Origin of the sequence: Nostoc sp. KVJ20, assembly GCF_001712795.1 — a bacterium.
In the GTDB taxonomy this organism is placed as follows: domain Bacteria; phylum Cyanobacteriota; class Cyanobacteriia; order Cyanobacteriales; family Nostocaceae; genus Nostoc.
On record NZ_KV757613.1, the window covers coordinates 1 to 24,484 of the forward strand.

At 42.5% G+C, this 24,484-nt stretch carries 18 protein-coding genes, 1 CRISPR repeat array and 1 riboswitch; of the genes, 5 read left to right on the top strand and 13 right to left on the bottom strand.

What is annotated here, in order from left to right; translation table 11 throughout:
- The first annotated feature begins 167 nt into the window (after window positions 1–167).
- A CRISPR array of direct repeats spans window positions 168–785; the repeat unit is 36 nt; unit sequence CTTTACGATCACATCGCCCCGAAAGGGGATGGAAAC.
- A 137-nt stretch (window positions 786–922) separates the two neighbouring features.
- Window positions 923–1,039: riboswitch (cobalamin riboswitch) on the top strand.
- From cobG to A4S05_RS14715, 3 genes are all read left to right on the top strand, one after another.
- Complete coding sequence (gene cobG, locus A4S05_RS38895) at window positions 1,013–2,878, top strand: precorrin-3B synthase (RefSeq protein ID WP_176727013.1); 1,866 nt, start codon at window positions 1,013–1,015, stop codon at window positions 2,876–2,878. (Overlaps the previous riboswitch by 27 nt.)
- Window positions 2,879–2,980: 102 nt before the next feature.
- Complete coding sequence (locus A4S05_RS14710; RefSeq protein ID WP_069070572.1) at window positions 2,981–3,607, top strand: precorrin-8X methylmutase; 627 nt, start codon at window positions 2,981–2,983, stop codon at window positions 3,605–3,607.
- A 2-nt stretch (window positions 3,608–3,609) separates the two neighbouring features.
- Window positions 3,610–4,314, top strand: a complete 705-nt coding sequence (locus A4S05_RS14715) for a precorrin-2 C(20)-methyltransferase (RefSeq protein WP_069070573.1) — start codon at window positions 3,610–3,612, stop codon at window positions 4,312–4,314.
- Window positions 4,315–4,524: 210 nt separating this feature from the next.
- On the opposite strand, the gene A4S05_RS14720 is transcribed toward A4S05_RS14715, so the two are convergent.
- The 6 genes from A4S05_RS14720 to A4S05_RS14745 all read right to left on the bottom strand — a co-directional run bounded on the left by A4S05_RS14720 (window position 4,525) and on the right by A4S05_RS14745 (window position 11,968).
- Window positions 4,525–5,211 (bottom strand): PHP domain-containing protein, encoded by a 687-nt coding sequence (locus A4S05_RS14720; protein ID WP_069070574.1) that lies wholly within the window; start codon window positions 5,209–5,211, stop codon window positions 4,525–4,527.
- A gap of 622 nt (window positions 5,212–5,833) precedes the next feature.
- On the bottom strand, window positions 5,834–6,970 hold the full coding sequence (locus A4S05_RS14725) for an AIR synthase related protein (protein ID WP_069070575.1): 1,137 nt from the start codon (window positions 6,968–6,970) through the stop codon (window positions 5,834–5,836).
- Between the two features lie 264 nt (window positions 6,971–7,234).
- Window positions 7,235–7,441, bottom strand: coding sequence for a hypothetical protein (locus A4S05_RS14730; protein ID WP_069070599.1), 207 nt, complete (start codon window positions 7,439–7,441; stop codon window positions 7,235–7,237).
- A 521-nt stretch (window positions 7,442–7,962) separates the two neighbouring features.
- Entirely contained in the window at window positions 7,963–8,565 is a 603-nt protein-coding gene (locus tag A4S05_RS14735; RefSeq protein WP_069070576.1) for a superoxide dismutase [Fe], read from the bottom strand.
- 501 nt (window positions 8,566–9,066) lie between these two features.
- Complete coding sequence (locus A4S05_RS14740; RefSeq protein ID WP_069070577.1) at window positions 9,067–10,671, bottom strand: bifunctional pantoate--beta-alanine ligase/(d)CMP kinase; 1,605 nt, start codon at window positions 10,669–10,671, stop codon at window positions 9,067–9,069.
- 193 nt (window positions 10,672–10,864) lie between these two features.
- Window positions 10,865–11,968 carry a septal ring lytic transglycosylase RlpA family protein gene (locus tag A4S05_RS14745; RefSeq protein WP_069070578.1) on the bottom strand — a complete coding sequence of 368 codons (1,104 nt, stop codon included), beginning with the start codon at window positions 11,966–11,968 and terminating at the stop codon, window positions 10,865–10,867.
- 898 nt (window positions 11,969–12,866) lie between these two features.
- On the opposite strand from A4S05_RS14745, the gene glsA reads away from it, so the two are divergent.
- Complete coding sequence (gene glsA / locus A4S05_RS14750) at window positions 12,867–13,829, top strand: glutaminase A (RefSeq protein ID WP_069070600.1); 963 nt, start codon at window positions 12,867–12,869, stop codon at window positions 13,827–13,829.
- 88 nt (window positions 13,830–13,917) lie between these two features.
- Here glsA and A4S05_RS14755 read toward each other — a convergent pair whose 3' ends face one another.
- The 4 genes from A4S05_RS14755 to A4S05_RS14775 all read right to left on the bottom strand — a co-directional run bounded on the left by A4S05_RS14755 (window position 13,918) and on the right by A4S05_RS14775 (window position 20,183).
- Window positions 13,918–14,733, bottom strand: a complete 816-nt coding sequence (locus A4S05_RS14755) for a DUF1838 domain-containing protein (RefSeq protein ID WP_069070579.1) — start codon at window positions 14,731–14,733, stop codon at window positions 13,918–13,920.
- 570 nt (window positions 14,734–15,303) lie between these two features.
- The gene (locus tag A4S05_RS14765; protein ID WP_069070581.1) at window positions 15,304–17,313 is read right to left on the bottom strand and encodes an ABC transporter ATP-binding protein/permease; all 2,010 of its coding nucleotides are present in this window, start codon (window positions 17,311–17,313) and stop codon (window positions 15,304–15,306) included.
- Between the two features lie 66 nt (window positions 17,314–17,379).
- Entirely contained in the window at window positions 17,380–18,771 is a 1,392-nt protein-coding gene (locus tag A4S05_RS14770) for an MFS transporter (protein ID WP_256090982.1), read from the bottom strand.
- Between the two features lie 122 nt (window positions 18,772–18,893).
- Window positions 18,894–20,183 carry a glycosyltransferase family 4 protein gene (locus A4S05_RS14775; RefSeq protein ID WP_069070582.1) on the bottom strand — a complete coding sequence of 430 codons (1,290 nt, stop codon included), beginning with the start codon at window positions 20,181–20,183 and terminating at the stop codon, window positions 18,894–18,896.
- A 204-nt stretch (window positions 20,184–20,387) separates the two neighbouring features.
- Between A4S05_RS14775 and A4S05_RS14780 the strand changes: the two genes are divergently transcribed.
- Window positions 20,388–21,221 carry an aldo/keto reductase gene (locus tag A4S05_RS14780; RefSeq protein ID WP_069070583.1) on the top strand — a complete coding sequence of 278 codons (834 nt, stop codon included), beginning with the start codon at window positions 20,388–20,390 and terminating at the stop codon, window positions 21,219–21,221.
- 114 nt (window positions 21,222–21,335) lie between these two features.
- Here A4S05_RS14780 and A4S05_RS14785 read toward each other — a convergent pair whose 3' ends face one another.
- From A4S05_RS14785 to A4S05_RS14795, 3 genes are all read right to left on the bottom strand, one after another.
- The gene (locus A4S05_RS14785; RefSeq protein WP_069070584.1) at window positions 21,336–22,289 is read right to left on the bottom strand and encodes an isopenicillin N synthase family dioxygenase; all 954 of its coding nucleotides are present in this window, start codon (window positions 22,287–22,289) and stop codon (window positions 21,336–21,338) included.
- Window positions 22,290–22,643: 354 nt separating this feature from the next.
- On the bottom strand, window positions 22,644–23,651 hold the full coding sequence (locus A4S05_RS14790; RefSeq protein ID WP_069070585.1) for an isopenicillin N synthase family dioxygenase: 1,008 nt from the start codon (window positions 23,649–23,651) through the stop codon (window positions 22,644–22,646).
- 102 nt (window positions 23,652–23,753) lie between these two features.
- Entirely contained in the window at window positions 23,754–24,434 is a 681-nt protein-coding gene (locus A4S05_RS14795) for a radical SAM protein (RefSeq protein ID WP_084227114.1), read from the bottom strand.
- Between the last annotated feature and the right edge of the window lie 50 nt (window positions 24,435–24,484).

The following is a 24,484-nucleotide window of genomic DNA, read 5'->3' on the forward strand; positions in this document are numbered from 1 at the left end:
ATTCTGAACTCGATGATGAACTGAGTCTTTGGTAGCTTTAGGATTTGCTAAAGCCGGATGCTTGGTTAACTTGCTTGTCCGGTTTGTCGGGGGGAAAGGGATAGAAATATCCCTGCCCTACCCATTAAACTGAGGAAGGCTTAAACTGCCAATGCCATGGCAGTTTGCTTTACGATCACATCGCCCCGAAAGGGGATGGAAACTGGAGATATTCTTTGTCAGTAAATGCGTACGCGCTTTCTTTACGATCACATCGCCCCGAAAGGGGATGGAAACAACTGGTCGGACAAGGTCTCCCTTGATTTGCTTGACTTTACGATCACATCGCCCCGAAAGGGGATGGAAACTCTTTTACCATCGCCACAAACATGTCGTGATGGTAACTTTACGATCACATCGCCCCGAAAGGGGATGGAAACGAAAGGATGGTGTTGCGAAGGCGCACACCGAAACCCTGCCTTTACGATCACATCGCCCCGAAAGGGGATGGAAACGTTTTTGCCTCGGTTTCCTTTGGCAAATTTCACCTTGTCTTTACGATCACATCGCCCCGAAAGGGGATGGAAACGTCTAATGCGTCTGTAACATCGCCAGTGGAATTTTGACTTTACGATCACATCGCCCCGAAAGGGGATGGAAACAAGTTATTTGGTATTGCAACGGGGCATAATGTTGCCTTTCCGATCGCATCGCCCCGAAAGGGGATGGAAACGGGAATGATTGGCGGACGGTAAACACTCCATTCAAATCTTTCCGATCGCACTACCCCGCAAGGGGATAAAAACAAAAACTCACCACGCGATCGCACCAACGTAGCCATCAACCACCTAAAACGCCAGTGGATAAGCTAAGGTAAAATTTATGGCGATGGTAATGTAAGATGATTATCTGGATGATGTCTGGTTAATATCCATAACCAAAACAAAATCTAAATTACTAAAGCTGAGATTTGGGAAACTCCGGTGAAATTCCGGGACTGTGCCGCAGCTGTGATGGGATCACCCAAGTCAGAATGCCAACTCTCAGGATGTCGTCAAGACACACTCACCGTCTACTCCCTGCGTTGCACGGGGAAGGAGTTCTAAATTTGCTTTCTGGATTTGCCACTTGTCCTGGCCTGTTTTATCCTACTCCCGCCGCAGATGGTATATTATCTCGCATTAGAATACCGGGTGGAATTATTAGTAGTCAGCAGTGCCGTGCGATCGCAGATATAGCAGAACAACACGGTGGCGGCTATATAGATGTGACTAATCGAGCTAATCTGCAAGTCCGTGAAATCCGCACCGGGATAAATGCTGAGGTTCTGAAGTACCTACAAGATATGGGATTGGGTTCTGGCAATACTGTTGTAGACCAAATCCGCAATATTATGACCAGTCCAACTGCTGGTATCGATCCCCAAGAATTAATCGACACTCGCCCTTTTGTCCAAAGTTGGGATGATTATATTACTGCACATCCGGCGCTTTCGGGACTGTCGGCAAAGTTTAGCGTTTGCTTTGATGGTGGTGGGATAATTCGAGTGTGCGATCGCTTGAATGATATCGCCTTTGTTGCTGTCTTAGTTGACGATAATGTTTACTTTCGTCTCTATCTCAGTGTCGGCGAGAAGGGTCAACCGCCCAGCGATACGGGAATTTTGTTACCACCAGAGGAATGTTTGCCCGTCTTGGCAGCTTTGGCGGATGTCTATCTAGCTCATAGTAATACTACAAGTAAGCGGCGTCTACGTCTGAGAGAGTTACTCAATACTTTGGGTTGTGAAAATTATCTCCAGGAAGTTGAACAGTGTTTACCTTTCCCGCTTTTCTGTAGTGAAATAAGAAAAGACCTAACCCCCCAACCGGGGGAGAAATTCTCCCCTCTCCTTGTAGGAGCTACGGTGTACACACAAGTTATCGAATCACTACAAGTTCTCAAATTACCCCACCCTAACCCTCCCCTTGGAAAGGGGAGAGAACTAGATTTTCTTGTTTCCCCCCTTTCCAAGGGGGGATTAAGGGGGGTAAAACCCGGATCTCAAAGTAACTCCGATTCGTGTGTACACGGTAGCCTTGTAGGAGAGAGGTTGGGGAAGAGGTCAAATGCGAAATATCAGCATATTGGTATCCATCCCCAACGTCAGCAAGGCTTATTTTACATTGGTGTTGTCTTGCCCCTTGGGCGATTGGAGAGTAGACAGATGGGGGGTTTAGCGGATTTAGCAGCAAAATATGGCAGTGGAACTCTCAGGCTAACCCCTTGGCAAAATTTGCTTCTTACAGATATTCCTCAGCAATGGGTGGCTGATGTCCAAAGCGAAATTGCTTTCTTAGGATTAGATTCCTCTGTAACCAACATCCAGAGTGCATTAGTTGCTTGTTCTGGTAAAAAAGGTTGCGCCTCTTCGGCTACGGATACCAAAAGTCATGCGTTGGCATTAGCGGAGTATCTTAAAACTCGCGTTCCTCTCGATTGTCCAGTTAATATCCACTTCACTGGCTGCGAAAAATCCTGTGCCCAGCATGGCAAGAGTGATATTACTCTCCTCGGCGTCAGCATTGAAGTTGACAATGAAACCGTAGAGGGCTATCACGTTTATGTTGGTGACAGCAAACATAAATTCGGACGTGAACTATATCAATATGTAACTTTTGCCGAACTACCTGCATTAATAGAGCGGATGCTATATGTATATAAAATTCAACGCTTAAATTCTGATGAGTCTTTTGGAGAATTTGCTAATCGATATGCACTGACACAATTACAGCAATTATTTAACAAAACAGAATTCAGGAATCAGAATTTAGAATGGGCTAAACGCCACGCTACCGCTAACAGAATTGAATTCTGTGAGACTGGTGGATTTCAGCGTGAGCGCTCAGTCGAACACTGAATAAACAAGCTTAAGTTCCCCATAAGAGTGATTCTGACTCCTGAATTCTGAATACTTCTTTAAACCTCAATCCAAAATCCAAAATTTAAAATCCAAAATTTAATGCCCGACTATATCCGAGATGCCAACGAAATTTACCGTAATTCCTTTGCAATCATCCGGTCAGAAGCGAACCTAAATGTGTTGCCACCAGATGTAGCAAAAGTTGCTGTACGTCTCATTCATGCCTGTGGAATGACGGATATTGTCACTGACTTGGGATATTCACCAACAGCAGTACAATCCGCAAGGGCAGCACTAGCAAATGGAGCGCCAATTCTGTGCGATTGCCGGATGGTTGCCGATGGCGTTACCAGGCGGCGGTTGTCTGCAAACAATCAAGTTATCTGTACCCTCAACGAGCCAGAAGTGCCAGAACTTGCCCAGCGTATGGGTACTACAAGGTCGGCAGCAGCTCTAGAATTATGGCGATCGCACCTGGAAGGATCAGTAATCGCAATTGGTAATGCGCCCACAGCACTTTTCCGACTGTTAGAAATGCTCAATGAAGGAGCGCCGAAACCTGCAATTATCTTAGGCTTTCCAGTAGGGTTTGTCGGTGCAGCAGAATCGAAAGCCGCACTGGCAGAAGATAGCAGAAATGTACCATTTTTAACCTTACACGGTCGGCGCGGTGGAAGTGCGATCGCGGCAGCAGCAGTTAACGCCCTGGCAACGGAGAAAGAATGAATATGCAACCCAAAGGTCGTCTCTATGGAATTGGTGTCGGCCCAGGCGATCCAGAACTATTAACCCTGAAGGCACTGCGGTTATTACGTGCCGCTCCTGTGGTAGCTTATCAATCAGCCACAGATAAACAAAGTATTGCCAGAGCGATCGTGGCGCAATATCTTCCTGGCAATCAAATCGAGGTGCTATTTCATCTCCCCCGCGCTTTGGAACCAGAAAAAGCAAAGTCTATTTATGACAAAGAAATTGAACCAATCGCCGACCATTTAGCGGCAGGTCGAGATGTCGTAGTGCTATGTGAGGGCGATCCATTTTTCTATGGTTCCTTCATGTACCTGTTCACGCGGTTATGTGACCAGTACGAAACAGAAGTTGTCCCCGGAGTTTCTTCACTGATGGCTTGTCCGGTAGCCTTGGGTGTACCTTTTACCTACTACAACGATATTCTCACTGTCTTACCCGCCCCATTGCCAGCAGAAGAACTGACTACACATCTGCTAATGACCGACGCAGCGGCAATTATGAAGCTAGGTCGCCACTTTACCAAAGTACGAGATATCCTGCATAAATTAGGGCTAGCATCACGAGCAAGATATATTGAGCGGGCATCAACATCACAGCAACGAATCATACCCCTGGATGAAGTTAATCCAGATGAAGTACCCTATTTCTCAATGATTGTGATTCCTACCAAGAATCGGCTATAGTCCTCAATACAGTTCAGATAAGACCAAAACACTTGTAGAGACGGCGATTTATCGCGTCTCAAAAACCCAAAATTTTTGCCAACCGCCCTTAACCCAAGCCTATTGCTATAGTCCCTTGTTGAATAATCCAAAATCCAAAATCCAAAATCCAAAATAGAATAACCTCCTGGCAGATTGAACCAGGAGAGTTGAAAAAAAATGGATTCATCTTTACAAACGTTGTAGCAGGCTCAAGCCGTGGGTATCAGTACCACAGGTATTGAAAAGAAAGTATTCATCAGCTAACTTTTGCACTTGTTCTGATTCCACTATGCTGGGTTGCCAGGGACTAGGGTTATTGTAGGCGTAGAAACTTTCCACGCCATCGATCCCCTTATCGGCCGCAGCTGGAATTAAGTCAAAATGCGATCGCTTGTAACGGGCTGGATGAGCCAGAACTGCCAACCCCCCGGCTTCATGAATAGCGGCAATCACGTTACTTGCCTGATATTCTTGCCCTGTAGTCGCCCTTCTTTGCAGATAGGGTTTCATACTAGGGTGTTCTGTCCCGAAAGCGTAAGCCAAAATATGAACTTCTATATCCAAAAGGTTGGCATTGATTTCCACGCCACTCCACAGATGAGGAGTGCTTTCACCAGGATTATTCCACTTCCAGTCTTCTAACCAAGCAAGTGCAGCTTGATAGCCGATAATACCATGATGATCGGTGATGGCTAACCCTTTTAGACCAATAGCGATCGCTTGTTCCATCAATCCACTCGGCTGCAACCTCCCATCCGAGTAAACAGTGTGCATGTGAAAGTTGAATAACCTTGGACAACTATGTGCATCAATGTTATGGAATATTTGCTTCAAAAGTTCTGTGGAAGCAGTAGTCCGGGCCAAATTTACAGCCATAACCCCCTCTGAATAAAATATATAAATTCTCAACACACTAAAACGCCACATCTACAGATGAGAAATATCCAGCACTAAAAATTTAGTGTTGGCTGCTACTTTCTCAGCTTTCTCAGCAAATTTTTCAATATGTTAAGACTACGTTAGCAAATCTTAACCTCAGTGGTCATGGGTGTTTTGGACTACTTTGTTTTTAAGTAGTAATAAATAATGCATCCAAAATTTCATAAATATGCCTATAGCATCTGTGGTAAATGACTTAGATACTAGAGTCTTGGTAGAGTTATGATCTCTAATAAGCCTAAAATGCAATCCTATATTGTGTGTAAAAATATTATTTATAACAGTGATTCCACTGTTTTTATTTGACCAGTAATGACTTTAGCGATCATAGGAGGCAGGAGGCAGGAGGCAGAAGGAAGAAAACTTTAGTTCTGGGTCATTGCCCAGTCAAAAAAAAGAATTGGATCGAGACGCGTAGCCCGATATACAAAGCGTCCTTACTACAATTACATGTTTTTAAATATGGGTTCCTCCTGCCCCCTGCCTTTCTTTGTAAGTCTACAAAGCTTCGAGAAAACTAGCGATGTCTACGACGGGCTATGCCTACGCTTGGGCTGTATTATACCCCTCGCGCAATCCCAAAAGAATCTCCCTTCAAAGTGACTCCAAGGGGTTCTATTACCACCTCGCGGCTAAGGGACGCCTCAACCCTTCCGGCAATCACAGCCGAAAGTTGATGTTCTGTTGCAAGCATGACAATTTTCTCTGCATCCTGCTCCGACTCTGTATAGAATGCAAATCCTGCACCGTAATTAAACACGGAAAGCATTGTCTCGGCTCCGCCTTCAAGATGACCCTCAACAAACGTAAATATCTCTGGCACTGGGAGCATTGTTTCGATGACGTACCGGAGCGGCTTCACCGACCGCATCAGCTTTTGCCAGCCATGACCAGTAATATTTTCCATCGCCGTGGGACGAATTCCCTCGCCAAGTACCGCCTGTACAAGAGGCGTGTAGAGATACGACGCAGCATTCATCGCTTCCCAGAACTCCTGCCCACTTGGAAGTTTTGTTCTATAGCCATCAGGGAGCGACTCGGCGAGCTTTCGCAGTGGGGTAAAGCCGTTTTCATGGGGGCCCGAACTCTCGACGAGAACAATGGTATTTCCGGCATCCAGACGTGAGCTATCAATGGGAGCGACACCAGCCGGCATAACCCCAAAAACCGAGCCGGCGATGTCGAGCCGCCCTGGAATCATCTTAGTTTTTAGTTGAGGAGTTTCCCCAGAGAGATAAACACACCCCACTCGTTTGCACCCCTCAACCACTCCATCCAGAAATCCATCCAGGAAAGCGGGGGTAAATATCGTTTCAGGAGTACTCGACGGCAGATAAAGACCGAGAAGTATAGTCTGCATACCAGAAGTTGCAGCGTCGTTCGTCAAACACGAGATAATCTTGATCCCAATATTCCACCAGAATCGTCGAAGTTCTTCTTCGGAGAGGTCATCAGGGCGGGTATCGTCTGCGGTGCCCAGACCTTCGGGGACAAGTGTCATAGAAAGTTCTCTAGCCCCCGCCTCCAGAAACGGAGCGAGGTTGAAGCTGAAAGCATTAGCGCTTGCTCCCAGACCCGACGCGGGGACAATGCCGTAATTGCTTGCAAAGCCAAGTGTGCGTTTTGCAGCATCGATGAAGCGTCGTTTTGCGGCATCGAGAGTATCGTAATCGACTTGATCGAGAGCTTGAGCCATCAGGTTGCGTTTTAAGTTAGGAGTTAGGAGTTATAAGTTATACCAATTTAATGTGAAGTTGCACATATCTCGATCCCCCTAAATCCCCCTTAAAAAGGGGGACTTTGATAGATGTTTTTCCAGTTCCCCCCTTTTTAAGGGGGGCTAGGGGGGATCTAATTCTATGCAGCTTCATACAAAATTGGTATTAGGAGTTAAAAGTGAGGAGTTAGGAGTTAGGAAAACTCACAACTCATAACTCATAACTCCTCACTTTAAAATACCTCAAAATACCTCATCTTCAATACCGCGCCACCATTCCCCCAAATTCATCAAGTCTTGGTAAATATCTTCTAATTCTTTGGTGTAAACATCGTTTGTAAGGGTGGCTCGACGCTCTTGCAATTTCTTGAGGCGCAGTTGTACCAATACCCAAGGTTTAGAGATGCTATTCGTTGCTTCGATGTATTGCGCTAGTTCTTTGCTATCCATATTATCCATATATTTATATAAGAAGAATTCAGAACTCAGGAGTCAGAAAACAGGTATGAATTCTGTACGAGCGGGTCGAAAAAAATTAGAATATTCTCGCCTTAAAACTCTATCCATAGTGACTCCTGTTTTATTTTCATGTCACAACGAGGATTGGGGATTAAGTAAGAAAGATTTTCATGTGTTTTGATGTACACAGTTCATAATCCCTACTTTTTAAGATAAAGGAGTATAAGGGATAAATTTTCTGCTCCCCCATCTCCCCTATCCTCTCAACGCCCAACCAAAAACAGCCACGATATTAGTACTTTGTCAAGCTAGTTTTCAGGGTTTGTAGTAAGCACTTTAGTGCTTAGAAAATAAGGACTAAAGTCCTTACTACGAACTTGCTTACCCATCAATTTAAACTTGACAGACTACTGTCGTGACTGCTGACAGGGGTGTTAACTGATTATTTCTACTTTACATATCTGGCACAAGCCACGTAGCCGCATCGTAGCCAGATCAAAACTGGCAATTAATTAAGCCTTAGCCAAGTTTTCAGCAGCAAAGTCCCAGTTGACCAAATTTTCTAGGAAATTTTTGATGAACGCAGGACGGGCATTTCTATAATCAATGTAGTAGGCGTGTTCCCAAACATCTAAGGTTAGGAGTGCCTTCTTACCATGAGCTAGAGGGTTTTCTGCATTGGGTGTTTTGATCACCTTCAGCGTACCACCATCATCGATGAGCCAAGACCATCCACTGCCAAATTGAGTTGCAGCCGCGTTAGAGAACTCTTCTTTGAATTTATCAAAGCTACCAAAATCTTTATCGATTTTGGCTGCGAGATCACCAGTGGGTGCACCGCCACCACCTGGCTTCAAGGAATTCCAGAAGAAGGTGTGGTTCCAAACTTGGGCAGCATTGTTGAAGATTCCCGCTTTAGAGGAGTCTTGGAAGGAAGTTTTGATCACCTCTTCCAGAGACTTATCAGCAAGTTCTGTACCTTCAGTGAGCTTGTTGAGGTTGTCTACGTAAGCTTTGTGATGCTTGCCATAGTGATACTCGAAAGTTTCAGCTTTCATGCCATAAGGCTCTAAAGCATTAATGTCGAAGGGTAGTGGGGGCTGTACAAATGCCATTGTGTCAAATCCTCTCTTTACCGGTTTCCAGTTAAAAGCTATTGCAGAAGCTTGGGAAATTAACAGCTTTTATTTTTGGTGGTTTTATGTCTTTAATGATGGAACATAAAACTTAACATCGTCATTCTACTACCAAAGTGAATACGAAAACAAAGTACTTCGGTGATAAGTCAAATCGCTAGGGATTCATGACTATAAATAAAAAGGGCTAATATGTTCATAGAAAAAAGCCAATAATAAATTAGCATTTAGCAATTCAAGCTTTCATACTTCCACCTTTAGTAGGATTAATTGCGATGTGAGAAATCAGTCGCAAGCGAGATGAGTTAGTTATTTAAATAAATATAAAATCTGTAGTACAAATCTTGATTTGCAATAAACATAGCCAAATCATCAAATTATCGATTTTGTTTTAAAATGCAGTTTTGAGGATGGTAAGTGAATAATCACTCACCCACCACCCTTTGAAACTAAAAAAATAACAGCAAATAGCGGTGATTACTACTGAGATAAATGCTGCTGGTAATAATTAACGATTTGTGCTGTGACTTCAAAGGTGTTCAAACCGTCGGTTACAACTTCGATCGCATCGGCTGCTTTTTGCAAAGGAGAAACTTTGCGTGTACTATCTTTCCAGTCACGTTCGGCAATATCGTGTTCCAGCTGCTCTAAACTCACTTCGGGCTGACCTTGTTTGTGAAAGTCTTGCTGGCGGCGACGGGCGCGTTCACTCACAGAAGCGGTTAAGAAGATTTTCACTTCGGCGTCGGGGAAAACGTGAGTACCGATATCTCGACCTTCAGCTACTAAACCACCTCTTTTACCCCAGTTTTGCTGCTGTTTAACCAGTGCTTGACGGACAGCGCTTTGTGCCGCGATCGCAGATACAAGAGATGTGACTTCAATGGTGCGAATTGCCTGGGTAACATCAGTACCGTCAATCCAAACCCGCACGGAAGATTGTAAATCCTGGTTAGGAGTAAGTTCGATTTTACACTGGCTAGTTAATTCAGCGATCGCACACTCATCATCAATCGCAATCCCCTTTTGCAATACTAACCAAGTGACAGCACGGTACATTGCTCCTGTATCTAAATACACTAAACCCAGGTTTGCTGCCACTTGCCGCGCCACTGTGGATTTTCCAGCCCCAGCCGGGCCATCAATGGCGATAATGGGTTGACGATCGCGCAATATCGTATTGTCAATCAAACGTGTAGCACCAAGACGAGCTGCGATCGCCAACATTCCTTCCTCCTCAACTTTTTCTAAAGACATCAACGTAGTCGGTTCAACCAATTCAATATATTCCACTGAGACCGTGCTGACCATTGCCACTTCTTGCTGTACCACTGCTATCAACTTGTCGCGATCGCGATCGCCTGCCCGAAACGCGGCTTCCGCTCGTCGTAAGCCGCGATATAATACCGCTGCTTCCTCTTTTGCCGTTGCAGTCAAATATTGATTACGAGAACTGAAGGCAAGACCCGACCCTTCCCGCACTGTTGGACAAGCAACAATTTCTACTGGCAAATTTAAATCAGCTACTAAGCGTTTAATAATTGCCAATTGCTGACCATCCTTTTGACCAAAGTAGGCACGGTCAGGCTGTACCAAGTTGAAAAGTTTGGTCACAATCGTAGCGACACCTTGAAAGTGACCTTGCCGAGAACGACCACACAAGCCTGTTATCATAGCAGATGGGGGGATAACTTGTGTAACTTTTGATTCTTGTATACTCTTCTGGGGAACTGCCATATCTTCCGGAGTCGGTGCGAAAATAGCATCTACCCCAGCTTGTTCGCAAAGTTGCTGGTCTTGCTCTAAAGTACGGGGGTAGCGTTGAAAATCCTCATTGGGAGCAAATTGCAGAGGATTGACAAAAATACTCACAATCACCGTAGAATTTTCTTGCCGCGCCCGTTGGATTAAGCTTAAATGACCTTGATGTAAATTCCCCATCGTTGGCACTAGACCGACTGCCGTCCGATACCAGCCAGTCATCTCATCTAGTCTCAGATCCTCAGTAACCGCAATCAGCTTGTTTTCTGAGTAGCGTTTAGTTAAATAGCAGCGTAAAGCTGCGACTGTTGTCAGCAGGCGCACAAAAATACCCCTAGTTCTTATCGATCCCTCCCCCGTTAGTTTATATCTGAAATCGAGGGAAGAGATGATTTAACTAGGGGAATTAAGTGATACGGAACTTTAGGGCATTGGGCATTGGGCATTGGGCATTGGGCATTGGGCATTGGTAAAATCTATCTCTACTCCCTATTGCCTATTGCCTATTGCCTAATAATTATTTTCCCAAGACTTCAACTTGTACTGGTGCTATGCCACTGCCCATCATGCCCAAAACTCGAGCCGCGCCAGTAGACACGTCAATGATTCGACCCCGAATGAATGGGCCTCGATCATTAATCCGTAGCACTACAGAACGACCATTGCGGGTGTTGGTTACACGGACTTTTGTCCCAAAGGGTAAGCTGCGATGAGCGGCAGTCATTCCTTCAGGGTTAAATCTCTGACCGCTAGCAGTGCGATTACCAGCAAAATCATAGCCATAAAAAGAAGCTATACCTCTCAAGGTGGCTCGCACCGAGCCGGTGGCAATCTGTTGAGGCTGCTTTGGCATTGATATTGGTTGACGCACTGGCATATTCGCAATCTCTTTTAGGGGAGATGCATTACCTAATAGTCTCCGCAGACGATTGGTTGCTTGCAATGCATCTTGCGCCAGATTGTTGGTGCTATCTGCTAGTCGCGTACCTTCATTGATTTCGACCAATTCTTCGCCATTAATTTTGATTACATAGCGATCGCTATTTTGCTGGAGGGGAGCGCTTTTGTTTTGCGCTTGATTGCTAGTAGATTTTTCCCCTGCTTTCCAGCTTACGGTAATCTTACTCCCGTCCACATTTTCCCGATTCAACTGGTTGATCTTAGCTGCTATGACACCAGCTATCTGAACCGGGTCATTGTCGGCGGAACTAATCTGGTTACTCACATCTGTGACGTTGCCAGAATTCAGTGCATTTGATGAATTGCTAGCAATAAGGGCGTACCCTTGTACGCCCCCAGTATTTCCAATTTCACCAACTTTTTTCGTTTCAAGATTGGTATTTGATACAGAACTCAAAAAAGTTAGAACAGGTATATTTCTGATAAAAAGGGTTGCCGCCTTACGTCCTTTAATGTCGTGAGGATGAATTTCTGTAATCACAGCATCCAAGGTTTGTTTCCCTGCTCTGGATTGGTACTCTCCCACCTTAACCACATCAGGGGCGGGTGATTTTTGCGATGCTAGCGCATTTCCCTTGGTGGTTTGAGTGCAACCGACTGAGGGGATTCCCAAAACAGTCAGAAACAGGGTAACAATAGTCCACAAATGTCTTTGATTCATGCGTCCGTTTTTGAAAGCGACTGTAGAACTTAAAAGTTTTATAACTTGCGGGATTTTTCACTAATGAAAGTGATTTCCCTTTTGAAAAACTCGAACTCGTTCCGTTTTCACTTTGTTATTCTTAACTGCAACAGACTAACACGAACCTTTTAGCTTGGGGATCAGGGTTTTAGCGTAACTATCGGCCCCTTTCTCAAATTCCAATTCCAATTTTAAGGGTGAAACCTTTCTCAAATGCGGACTTCGGCTATGTAACGTTTTTTTCGGCAAGTCAAAAATTTCTTAAAAAACTTTACGTTTATTTCACGCTAAAGTAACGATACCCCATTCACATCGGTTCTAAAGGCTCGTAACTTTCCGTGTATTCTATATCACATCTTTTGTGAAGATTTTCTATAAGAACATAATATAACTTTAATTAAATAGCATCGGCATAAATACTTAAAATCACTTATTTAATCAAATATTTAGATTTACCTATGAATAAGTCGTGATATGAGTTACATCTGAAATAACTATGTAAATTAGTTTGAGTTTAATATCTTGTTTCTAAGTTTTTTCTACTTACATTAATCATCACTTTTGTTCTCCATAACTAGACTTAGCTTAGTAATAAATATTACTTTTACGTATAGTATTGCTGAGTATAAAAAAAAGGAGGATACTCAACTTAATATTTTTCAGGATTAATGACTCAAAAGTTAAGAAAACTTCGCGATCGCTTGGACAAAGGATTTTGTGTGTATCAAAAAGTACAATCTATATTTTCTGCCTTCAGTAATTGCTCAAATATGATTTTTTAGAGCAAGCTGTTTTTGACAAAATCTTTGTAACTCTAGGGATGTACAGCTGCACCCCTACTATATATAGTGAGTATTTTGGAAATGCTATCAGCCTAATGACAAATCAAGGAGATTTAGAAATAGAACCATCGCCATTATTAGCTGTTCTCAACGATTTGCATTCCCAGTACAAGTCGTTGCGGGAGGGTGAAGTAGCGAAATACATTCCCGAACTGGCAAAGGCAAACCCAGACTCGTTCAGCATTTGCATTGTGACAGTAGATGGTCAGGTTTACAACGTTGGGGACTACGAGCAACTTTTTACAATTCAGTCAATTTCCAAGGTGTTTGCTTATGGACTGGCCTTAGAAGATCATGGACGGGATTATGTTTTGACTAGAGTTGGCGTAGAACCGACGGGGGATGCATTCAACGCGATTATTTTGGATGAGCAATCGAAGCGACCTTATAATCCAATGGTAAATGCTGGAGCGATCGCAACCACTAGCTTAATTAAAGGTTCCGGCCCCACCGAACGCCTCAACCGAGTGCTAGATATGTTTCGGCGATATATTGGCCGGGACGTATTCGTTGACATTTCAGTTTTTACCTCAGAACGGAGTACAGGCCATCGGAACCGCGCAATGGCCCATCTAATGCTTAACTTTGGCATGATTGACCGAAATATTGAAGAGGCGCTGGATCTTTATTTCCAACAGTGTGCTGTGATGGTGAATTGTCAAGACTTAGCAGTGATGGCGGCCACCCTTGCTAACAGAGGGATTAATCCCATCACGAAAGAACGGGCGGTAGATAAGCGTTACATCAAAGATATTCTAAGTGTTATGTATACCTGTGGGATGTATAACTTTGCAGGTGAGTGGGCTTACAAAATAGGGTTTCCGGCGAAAAGCGGTGTTACTGGCGGGATTATGGCAGTTGTACCCAATAAGATGGGCATTGGAGTTTTTTCGCCGTTGCTGGATGTGCGTGGTAACAGTGTCCGGGGGGTAAAAGTGTGTGAAGAACTTTCCCAACGGTTAGGTTTACATCTATTTGATTGTTCAGGTGAAGAGTGAATTGGGGATTGGGGATTGGGGATTAGGTTATTTCTCTAGTTGCCTTATCTGCTTGTCTCCAATCCCCAATTCAGCGATCGCCAAGAGGTTACAATTCTTCTGCTTGGGGAAGCGGGAAGATTTCACCAGCCAAGTAAGCTGGAAAATGCTTTTGGAAGTATAACCAGGAAGTCATATCTTCTCCATCTATCAATTCTTTTGGGGCTTGTTTATATAGAGGAATACGGTTATTAATTTCGTCTTGCAGCAGTGGGGGTAGTTCTGTTAAACCATTGACTTTGCTACCTACAGCACTATAGATCAGTTGACCGGGGCGATCGCCCATTTTCATCCAGGGAAGCCATTGACCAATCCGATCCCAACTCAGTTTGAGTTGAGAAACTGAGGAGAGTGCTGGGTTGAATAAATCTGCGGTTGGCACTGTTAATTTAAACAATTCCGCTGCCTGATAAATTGGATTAGGGCTATATTCAGCAAATTTGCGATCGTCTGCTAGGGGATTGGGGTAATAGGGAAATATATCAAAAACAAAGGTTGTGCTATCACCATCTACTTGTGCAGGGAAATTTCCCTCAAACTTTCCCTGTACTGGATTATTGGCAACGTGAATCACCGGAACTGTCTCGCCTGTCCAAGGATTCTCCCATTTGGATAAAACCTCATCTGTTTTTGGGTTGAGGTAGTAAGTTAGTTCCCTAGAAGTAAAATCCCAACTACCCTCTGCTGTGGGAATACATCGGCTAACACTCAATCCCTGCATCTTAAACAGAAGTTGTCTTTTTTCGCCGGGGATAAAGGCATAAATTTTACCTTTCCAAATCAGGAAAGTCGATTCGCTAGGGTCGAGGGAAGAACGAGTTTTAACCCAGTGCTGCGCTTCAAGTTCTTGGATTTGGGCAACCATCTAAAGCATCCTTAGTATTTGGATAACAAAAGAATAAGCTATCAGGATTCAAGTTGCATCTTTAGGATTAAGGGGAATGGCACTAAGAAAAACCCAAAAGCTTGTGTCGTCTCGTTCCCAGCCTGGAGGCTGGGAATGTATTTAAAAGAGGCTCTGCCTCAATTCAAGCTACTGGAGGCGGAGCCTCCCAGAATGGATTCCCAGCCTCCAGGCTTGTTCCAGTCAGAACAAGGGCTGTATCTTTTCTTAGTGCCATTCGGATTAAGGGAGTGGGGGAATGAAGGTGACATCCTGACCGACCTAAAGGCGCGGTGATTCTGGAGTAAGGAGTAATAAGTAATAAGTAATGAGTAACAATACCTTCGCCAATTTACGAGGATGAGATGATGATGCTTTAACCATTAACTCCCATTTCTCGCTCGGCTTGGCAAAAAAATCAGTCCTAAAAATTCCTTCTAGGTTTCCCACAAGGGTTTTTTAACGTATTGACGGCAGGATAAGGGTTTCAGATTTAAAACTACCTTTCCATTTATATCTGATTTGTTCAGCAATTTTGCACCGGGAACTAACCTATTTCCACACCTTTAAGTCTTTGTCATAGTGGCGGGTCAAGCCGTCCCTATCAGTGATAGACTCACCTTTACTTGCCTTACTTCTAATCGTCTTAATGGAATAGAAGGTTAATTCAGTCATTTCTTTATGAGAAAGTCCTACACTTTTAGCTTTTTGAGTCAATATTTCTGATTGATCTTGGGATTCATTATTAGGCAACCTGTCTATAGTAATGCGAGTATTTTCAGTAGAGTTATGGGTAATTATTTTTTGATTTCTATAATCCTGCACAGTCACAAGTTGCCAACTGGAATCTTGTGCAAGTTCCAAAACCCATTGATGATAATCAAACAAGCTTTCCCGATGCCCAACACTGATAAATGTTGTTTTCGTGTCTTGTAACTGTTGATATAACCTTCCCTCATTTTGCAAATCTAAAGCACTCGTTGCTTCATCTAATATAGTAAAGCTAGGATGAGTCACTAACAGTCGTGCAAAAGCCAAGCGTTGTTGTTCTCCTATCGATAATATATTTTCCCAAGGAACTTCTGTATCAAAGCCATCGACTCGACTCAGTAAGTTTTGTAGATTGACCTGTTGCAAAACTTCTTTGAGTTCTGCATCAGTCATTTGACGACTGGTACTAGGATAGAGCAATTGTTCGCGCAAAGTTCCCAAAATTATGTAAGGACGTTGGGGTAAGAATAAGACTTCTTCTAGGGGAGGTCGCACCAAACGACCAGTCCCCGCATTCCACAAACCTGCGATCGCTCTCAACAGAGAACTTTTACCTCGACCACTAGGGCCGACAATCAATAAACCTTCTCCCGGTTGAACAGACAACGATAAATCTTCAACAATCACCTGTTCATAGTTGGGCGTTTGTAAGGTGACATTTTCAAAAGCAAGATGGTTTTCTTCTAGGATTCTAATAGTACTGACATTCTCTGGTTGTTTGGTAACAGCTTCTAAGGCATTTGAAAATTCGGCTAAACGTTCAGCGTAACTGGAAAATCTTCCAGAAGTCCCAAATTCATTGATTAATTCTGCCATAGCATTAGCAAATAGACCGGCAGCTATACTAGCTTGCCCAACTTGTCCGAAATCAATTTCATCGTTAATATATAATGGGCCAAGTACTAAAAATGGAAATATTTGGATAAGAGCCTGATATCCTCTGTTAAAAATTTCCTTACCTCTCTCCCAATTAATCTTGCGTTCAGCATTTTTAAGGAGATTACTAAATCGGCGCTGAATTATATTTAATTCTTGGTTTTCTCCTTGAAAAAAAGCTATCGATTCAGCGTGATTACGAACATGAGTTAGAGAATAATTATATTCAGCTTTAAGTTCAAGTTCCTCTTGATTAATCTTATTCAATTCTTGGGTTATGTAAATAGCAATCAAATTTCCTACGATCGTATAAGTCAGCAGAACAACTGCAATAAGTTGGGAAATTGACCAAAGAATTATTATAAAGGTCGTCATTTCTAGTACTTTTTCTAGTAAAGTAGCTGAAAAACTCAGAGCATTACTGGTAATAGGTTCAATTTCTTGGGATAGGCGTTGATCTGGATTATCGAGATCGGATTTAAAATTTATTCTATAATAAGCGCGATTGCTCAAATATTTTGATAAGATGCGATTATTTAGCCATTCATACCAATCAAGAGCGATTCTTTTTCTGAGAAATTTAGAAAATCCTACCAAGAACGTTACGCAGATTAGGCTAACGCCATAAATCGATAATGTTTGAATAAACTTAGTAGCATCTTTCTCTTCAATGATGACATTGACCAAATAATTACTAATGAAGGTATTGAAGGCAGTTACACCCACGAGCGCGATTATTAATAAGACCAGAAGAACGAGCATTGACCATGTGCGAATCACCTCTGAAAATGCTCTGCTCCCTGGCTCTGTTGGATACCAGTAAGGCCCTGCGATCGCTCTGACATTCTCCCAAAATTGATTAAAAGTCAAACGAGCATTCGTTATGGGTTGATCACGAGAAACTTTAGATTGCATACCTTCTTTACTCAATGATTATCATTATTTATTAAAAGCTGTCTTGATTTTTTCTGGATCGTTTATTTAAGTCTCCGGGATAGCTGAGGGGGACATAGCAACGATGCCTGCGGCGGGCGTAGCTAACGCAACTCCATCAACAACATCGGGTAGTTCATCTTCCACAAACCTTAAGCGGGGAAAGAAGTAGGCAATACAAGTTGCTGAAATAGTCAATATTCCCACGATCATCAATAGAAGTCCCATCCCACGACCTGTACCAACACCGATAATTTGTCCGATACTGCCTGCCAAGGAACCATCAGTAGCCATTAAGGGTTCAAAAACCTTTTCTGCCAAAGGCCCTATCGTAATATAGCCTAGAGGTAGACCTGCGGCTTCCATCGCTCCTTTGATTGAAAAGACTCTACCCTGCACATCAGGTTCTACTTTAGACTGAAAAATAGCTTGCGTTGAACTAGCAATTATTGGTCGTATCAAGAAGAATAAGAAGACGCCAACAATGAAGACAACGAGAGTAGGTTGCAAACCGGCAACGAAAAGAGACACACCGGTAAGGAGCATACAGCCGTATATTATATTTATGTTACGCTCTAGACCTCCCCAAATACCAATCAGCAAACTCCCTACCAAAACAGCAACGCCAAAGAGCGAAAGAATAGTCCCCAAAACTGTTACAGGAGCGAAAGATAATACTAAGGGTATAGTAATGACTTGAACACCTCCTACAAGGAAAATGCTAGAAGCTGAGATTATTAACACTCCTAGCAGTCCTGGTCGAGCAACTAAATAGGTCAATCCATAAGTTGTTTCTTTTAGAAAAGAACTCTCCCTGATTGCAACAACAGAAGTAGTAGCTTTAGGGAACCGAAGCAACAACAGGAGACTAACACCGAAAAATATGGTGATTAAGTGAAGCACGATAATCCCCTGGAGAGAAATTATACCTAACAAGACACCTCCTAAAGGTGGGGCTACGAGCCGTGCAGTACCGTTCATGAAACTCAACATTCCATTAGCACGACCAAGGTGCTGTTTTGGTACTAGTAGGCTGATGGAAGCGATGAAAGCGGGTATCTGAAAAGCCACGAAGATAGCACTGAAGGTATTAGCTAAGTAAATATGCCACACTTCCAATCGACCGATGATAAACAAAGCACCGATCGCTACTGTTGCTAAAGTTGCAAATAAATCGCTGAGAATCATTGTCCATCTACGATCCCACCGATCTACTAATAACCCAGCTACAGGTGCAAGTAAGATCAGAGGTAAAGTATTGGAAAGGGTAATAAGAGCAAATTGGGTAACAGAACCAGTATGTTCGTAAACCCAAACATCCAAAGCAAATGCGGTGATGCTGCTACCAATAGATGCAATTAGCTGTCCCACCCAAACAATGATAAACAGTTTCATCTCACGGAAAATAGTCAGTGGCGTTTTTTCTATACTTGCTAACACGATCAACTCCTAAGTGTATGCATATTCAAACTTTTCATCATTAGACCTCTTGCATAAGTCGAATAGACCCCCTTAATCCCCTCTTATAAAGGGGGGAAACTTGAAATATTGCCCCCTCCCCTTCACAAGGGGAGGGTTGGGGAGGGGTGATTCAACGATTTTTGCAAGAGGTCTATTTCTTGATATTGGTGCAATAGCTTTTGCGCCTGATGATCCCAATCAAACTTTTCAACTGCTTGTTGCTGTCCAAGTTCTCCCATTGCAGTTCTGAGATTGTCATCTAAAAGCAGCCGCAGTATTGCGTTGGCTAAAGCATCCACATCCCCGCGTTCGACCAATAACCCTGTTTTCCCATCCTCTATCAGTTCAGGGAAAGCACCCCCACGGGTAGCAATAACAGGTAATCTCATTGACATTGCTTCGATAATCGGCATCCCAAATGCCTCATTCCAAACAGATGGAAAAATAAATATATCTGCTTGCTGATAATACTCAAATAGTTCAAAATGGGGAACTTTGCCCAGAAAAAAAACCGAACTGGCTGCGTTAGAAGCAATTCGTTTTTGCAATTGCTCCCGATAGCTACCTTGGTAATAAGGATGAAGATTCTGAATTTGCGGGTCTTTTCTATCAAGTGTGTACCACGGTACTAATGCGGTTTCTGAACCGACAAGTTTTAGCTGTACTTGGGGATAACGAGCCACTACTTTATTAAAGGCATCAATTAAAACGTGTATACCCTTCTCTGGTGAAATTCTACCCACAAAAAGGATTTGTTTAATATCTTTTTTCTTGGCTTCTCTATTGTGATGATTAGAGACGGCGAAGTGACGAGTATCTGCACCGTTATATAAAGTTTGGCTGTTAACGTGAGGCAAATATTTACGAACCTGATTTTTTAGATAGTCGCTGCATCCAATTACTAAATCGACTGATTTAAGGTGCTTTTCTACGATTATTGGATCGAACAATGGGAGAAAATCACTATGTATATGTAAAACAATTTTTGCTTGGGGGTTATAGGCACGCATGAGGGGAACAAATTGAAAAACAATGTTTATATGAATCACATCACATTGCTGTGCTTGGATATCCTTGGCGACTTGTCGGTAAAATTCACAATAAAATAATTTAGATGCATAGAAAGGTCGTTGAGGATGAGATATGTTCCAAATATCAAGAAAGTTTAATGGTTCTAATATTTTATCAAACCATGATTCGGGAATACGGCGATAGGTAATGCCATCTTCGTGATATTCTAATTCTTGATAGTGACCTTTTGAGCCATAGAATAAAACTTCATGACCAGCACGAGCTAAACGTCGTGCTAACGCGTAAGATACTAAGCGAATTCCTCCAGTTTTAGGTGGTTCTGCTAAGGTTACAGGATAATCAAAGAAGGCAATTTTCATAATTAATTAGATGTTGACTTTAGGTAAAAGTTAAATAAGTTAAGTTGTGATTTTGGTGTTTAAAATTAAGATTTTTATCACTAAAAGCCGTAAAGAAAATAGCAATTTTTTTTAATAGAAAAGTTAAACATTTGTGTTTTACTGTGCAAAAATACTTGAAGATAAGTAAAGCAAGTTTGTAAGTTTTAAGTTAAGAAGTTGCTAATGAAAACTATTTGTTTACCATCCGGTCGATTGATGCCAGTTCTGGGAATGGGGACTGCGGGATTGGGTGAAGCGATCGCCCAGCATGAAAGTGAAATTGCTGCTTTGCGTCGCGGGCTTGATTTGGGGATGACGTTGATTGATACGGCAGAGATTTACGGTGAGGGTAGGGCGGAAACGTTAATTGGCGAAGCGATCGCTAATTATCGTTCATCAGTCTTTCTTGTGAGTAAGGTTGCGCCTCGCAATGCAACTGGGCAAGGCGCGATCGCAGCTTGTGAGAATAGTTTACGGCGCTTGCAGACAGATTATCTCGACCTTTATTTGCTGCATTGGCGGGGGCCTGTAACGTTATCAGAAACGTTGGCAGCATTTGAGACGCTGAAACAATCTGGCAAAATTCGAGATTATGGTGTTGGCAATTTTGATGTTGAGGATATGGAAGAAGCCAGTGCTTTACCCGGAGGTGAAGCTATTGCGACAAATCAAATCCCCTACAATTTGCAGCATCGTAATAGTGAGTGGAAGTTGTTATCCTGGTGTCGGCAAAGAGGAATCCCGATCATGGCGCATTCACCTTTGTTACAAGGTGAACTACTCAAACATCCCAAATTGCAATCAATTGCCCAACAGCGCGGCGTAACAGTTGCACAACTGGCGATCGCTTGGTTGTTGCATCAAGAGGTGATAGTTTTTCCCAAAGCCAGCAGTATCACCCACGTTGAACAGAATCGTGCTGCCCTCGATTTGCAGTTAACAAAAGAAGAATTGAGTGCTTTGGATGTTGCTTTTCCCCCACCATCTGAATCTATTGCCCTGCTTGAGAATTGGTAACGGAATAATTCGTAATTCGTAATGACGCTCCTGCGTCGCTAACGCTGCGCTAACGTAATTCGTAATTAAGAATTTTCTGGGGAGAACAGGCGATTTACTTTTGCTTGTTCCCTTTCATTGAGGATTGTTAAATCTTTTTGCCAAATCTTCAGTTTTTTGTTTGTAATATTCCTTTGTGAGAATTGGGGTGTATTTAGGAGATTTGCCAGCATCTAAGCAATTTTCAATACACGCAATTTCTGTATCATCACCAGGAGAGAGAAAGAAAGCTAAAGAGTATCTTTCTGGAAGACTACGGGCATCGGCTGGCATTAGTACCCGATGTTTGGTAGCAGGGAGTTTATCGTTTGTCCATCGTTGCATGACATCTGCAATAAAGACTATCGGTGTGTTAGGAAGTGGGGGCGCAGCAATCCATTCTCCGGCATTGGTGCAAACCTCTAGTCCGCCATTTTCATCCTGAAAAAGTAAGGAAAGACTTCCCCAGTCTGTATGTTCCTCGAAGCGGGCTTCTCCGGGTTGGGGAGGTTCGGATACTTCATAGTAGCGATGCAACAGTCCATAGTCGGCTTGTTGAGGATGGCGATCGCTAAAGTAAGATTCTGGTAAATTTAGAGCAATGGCGATCGCTTTGAGAATACGATTACCAGCATCATGACAAGCTGTGAATAATTGCTGCACAGCATCACGAAAGGCGGGATGGTCTGCGAGGTGTTGATGAACCTGTTGCGCCACAGTAGAATCTGTATCAACCTGTCCTGTTAAAACAGCTTCACCGAAGACGAAGGCTTCCCGAAAGTCACCATTATACTTAGTGTAAAAATATCCGAGAGCCGCGCCATCCTTCCAAGCTAGTTGTCTTTTTTCTGATTCTGGTAGCCCAAAGAAGCCATTGGCATTGGTAAAGGCTTGATCAATTGCATCTTGGGGAACACAGTTTTTTAAGTAAAAGCAGCCAACTTCTTGAATTGCCTGTAAGACTTGAGAAGCAGTAAATTTATGGAAATCAAGGATGGGAATTTGTGTTGAAATTGCAGTTTGTTGTTCGAGTTCTTTAATGAAATTCATAAATTAAAGGGTAAGGCTGTCATTTGTCATTAGTAAGGGTTTTAAGCCTATTTACGTTTCGTAATATACTTGGGTTTTTAATACCCACTTACTTAGAGTAAATTGATTAAGTTTGTAGTAAGGACTTTAGTCCTTAGAGAATGTTTTAATCGAATTATTACCCCCCTTAATCCCCCCTTATAAAGGGGGGAAACCGGAAAATCTAGTTCCCTCCCCTTTCTAAGGGGAGGGTTAGGGTGGGGTAAAAAAATATTTGATACATCAATCATGACTTTTAAAACAATCTCTTAGATTTCAGCGATAAATCGCTCACTACGAACCTCAGAAAATCATTAATGCGATGAATTACCAGACTTAACTACGTCCATATTTTGTGGCTCGGTCTTTGGTTCTTTTTAGGAGATGATCGCCTACAAATGTTGGGGGATATTTAGGAGATTCATCGTTTTTTAAGAAACTTTCTAGGCAAGTAACTTCTACTTCGTAATTAGGAATTACAAAAAAGCTAAATGAGTACCTTTCTTTTACTTTCTGGAAATCATTCGGTACAGAAACTCGATGAGGTGCGGCGCAAAACTTATCGTTTGTCCATCGTGACATCATATCTGCCGGCATCACCAAAACGGTATTAGGAACAGAAGAAGTAGTAATCCACTCTCCTTGAGGTGTGTATACTTCTAGTCCTCCTCCTTGATCCTGAAATAGTAAGGTGATACTGCCTAAATCAGTGTGTTCAAAAAAGCGAGTTTGTCCTATTTTGGGAGCCTGGGAGATATTGGGATAGTAATTGAAAACTCCGGCGTGGTTTTGCTGAGAATGTAAATCGGTAAAGTAGGAATTTGGTAGTTGCAGGGCGATCGCAAATGCTTCCAACACACTCAAAGCACATTCTTGGGAAGCTTGGAAAAATTGCTGCAAAACTTGACGAAATTCTGGCGGATTTTGCGGCCATTGATTAGGGACATCCAAGGACTCTGTATAATCGTCAGCCCCGGATTTGTTTGGGTCAAATTCATTAGCAAAACTAAAGGACTCATGTAATTGTCCTGGTTGATCGCCAATAAACATTTTCTCAAAAGGTATGTAACCCCGACTACGCCCGGTTACTGCTGAGGCTACTTTTTCTTTTTCTGCTAATGGCAGTGTAAAAAATCTCTCAGCTTGGGTAAAGGCTTGGTCGATTAAAGTTTGGGAAACTCCATTTTTTAAATAGAAGCAGCCCATTTCTTCAATAGCACAAGAAATTTGGTTAGCAACTGCTGCTTTGGTATTGCTGTCACCCACAATAAAAGGGTGAAAGTCAATAATGGGTATCTGTGATGCAACAGTTGTTTGCTTTGCTAGTTCATTGATTGAGGTCATAGTTCAAACATTCCTAAAAAACTGATGATTTTTTCTTGGTAATTGATAGTATTTATCTAAAAATAGAATTGAATCTTCTGCCCCTGCCTGATTCAGTAATTATTATTCACGCATTAAATCACAAGTGCTGCATAGTGGGATTGAATTAAATTCATATTCATGTGTTCTACCAAGATAATCTTTAACAGAACCCACAATACCTGTTCCATTTACATCTATACAACAGGTGTTGATACTTCCATCCCACAAAACCACAACTCGTTTTTTAGTTTCAAAAATGCACGGCTTTTGCTTTTCTATCGTACTAGTTAAACTTCGGCGTGATGTAGTTTTAGAAGTAACTTGTCCAGCCCAATCATGCTTTTCCTGCTGATGAGGATTATAGGTATAGACGATAGACAAAGGAATAGATTTTTCCTGAAACATTTGTTGAATGCGCTCTTTCTGCCCAATCAGATGTTCCGAGAGATAAATATCGTGTATTCCTAATTCAGACAAGCGCCATGCCATTGCCTCATCAAGGAGTATACCGTTGGTGATAAAATTGCACTCAATTTCTTTGGTTTTAGCATAGGCGATAAAGTCTAATAATTCTGGGTGAAGTAGGGGTTCTCCAAAATTGTTAAGAAACAAATCTTTTTGTCCACATTCAAGTGCTAATTCAACAACATCTACAAATGTAGAAAAAGACATATTTCCTTTCGATCTACCTTGAGATGGGTGAGGACAGTAAGAACAGATTAGATTACAAAAATTGGAGATTTCAACTTGATAAATATACATAATTTTGAACCCGTAAAATATCAACAACTATTCAATACAATCATTCATTT

What these genes read in the sequence shown, in the direction of transcription:
- A4S05_RS14720 (WP_069070574.1), bottom strand. Translation starts at nt 5,211, where the DNA reads ATGGCTGTAAATTTGGCCCGGACTACTGCTTCCACAGAACTTTTGAAG.
- glsA (WP_069070600.1), top strand. Translation starts at nt 12,867, where the DNA reads ATGACAAATCAAGGAGATTTAGAAATAGAACCATCGCCATTATTAGCT.
- A4S05_RS14710 (WP_069070572.1), top strand. Translation starts at nt 2,981, where the DNA reads ATGCCCGACTATATCCGAGATGCCAACGAAATTTACCGTAATTCCTTT.
- A4S05_RS14755 (WP_069070579.1), bottom strand. Translation starts at nt 14,733, where the DNA reads ATGGTTGCCCAAATCCAAGAACTTGAAGCGCAGCACTGGGTTAAAACT.
- A4S05_RS14780 (WP_069070583.1), top strand. Translation starts at nt 20,388, where the DNA reads ATGAAAACTATTTGTTTACCATCCGGTCGATTGATGCCAGTTCTGGGA.
- A4S05_RS14730 (WP_069070599.1), bottom strand. Translation starts at nt 7,441, where the DNA reads ATGGATAGCAAAGAACTAGCGCAATACATCGAAGCAACGAATAGCATC.
- A4S05_RS14725 (WP_069070575.1), bottom strand. Translation starts at nt 6,970, where the DNA reads ATGGCTCAAGCTCTCGATCAAGTCGATTACGATACTCTCGATGCCGCA.
- A4S05_RS14745 (WP_069070578.1), bottom strand. Translation starts at nt 11,968, where the DNA reads ATGAATCAAAGACATTTGTGGACTATTGTTACCCTGTTTCTGACTGTT.
- A4S05_RS14790 (WP_069070585.1), bottom strand. Translation starts at nt 23,651, where the DNA reads ATGACCTCAATCAATGAACTAGCAAAGCAAACAACTGTTGCATCACAG.
- A4S05_RS14775 (WP_069070582.1), bottom strand. Translation starts at nt 20,183, where the DNA reads ATGAAAATTGCCTTCTTTGATTATCCTGTAACCTTAGCAGAACCACCT.
- A4S05_RS14785 (WP_069070584.1), bottom strand. Translation starts at nt 22,289, where the DNA reads ATGAATTTCATTAAAGAACTCGAACAACAAACTGCAATTTCAACACAA.
- A4S05_RS14795 (WP_084227114.1), bottom strand. Translation starts at nt 24,434, where the DNA reads ATGTATATTTATCAAGTTGAAATCTCCAATTTTTGTAATCTAATCTGT.
- cobG (WP_176727013.1), top strand. Translation starts at nt 1,013, where the DNA reads ATGCCAACTCTCAGGATGTCGTCAAGACACACTCACCGTCTACTCCCT.
- A4S05_RS14735 (WP_069070576.1), bottom strand. Translation starts at nt 8,565, where the DNA reads ATGGCATTTGTACAGCCCCCACTACCCTTCGACATTAATGCTTTAGAG.
- A4S05_RS14715 (WP_069070573.1), top strand. Translation starts at nt 3,610, where the DNA reads ATGCAACCCAAAGGTCGTCTCTATGGAATTGGTGTCGGCCCAGGCGAT.
- A4S05_RS14765 (WP_069070581.1), bottom strand. Translation starts at nt 17,313, where the DNA reads ATGCAATCTAAAGTTTCTCGTGATCAACCCATAACGAATGCTCGTTTG.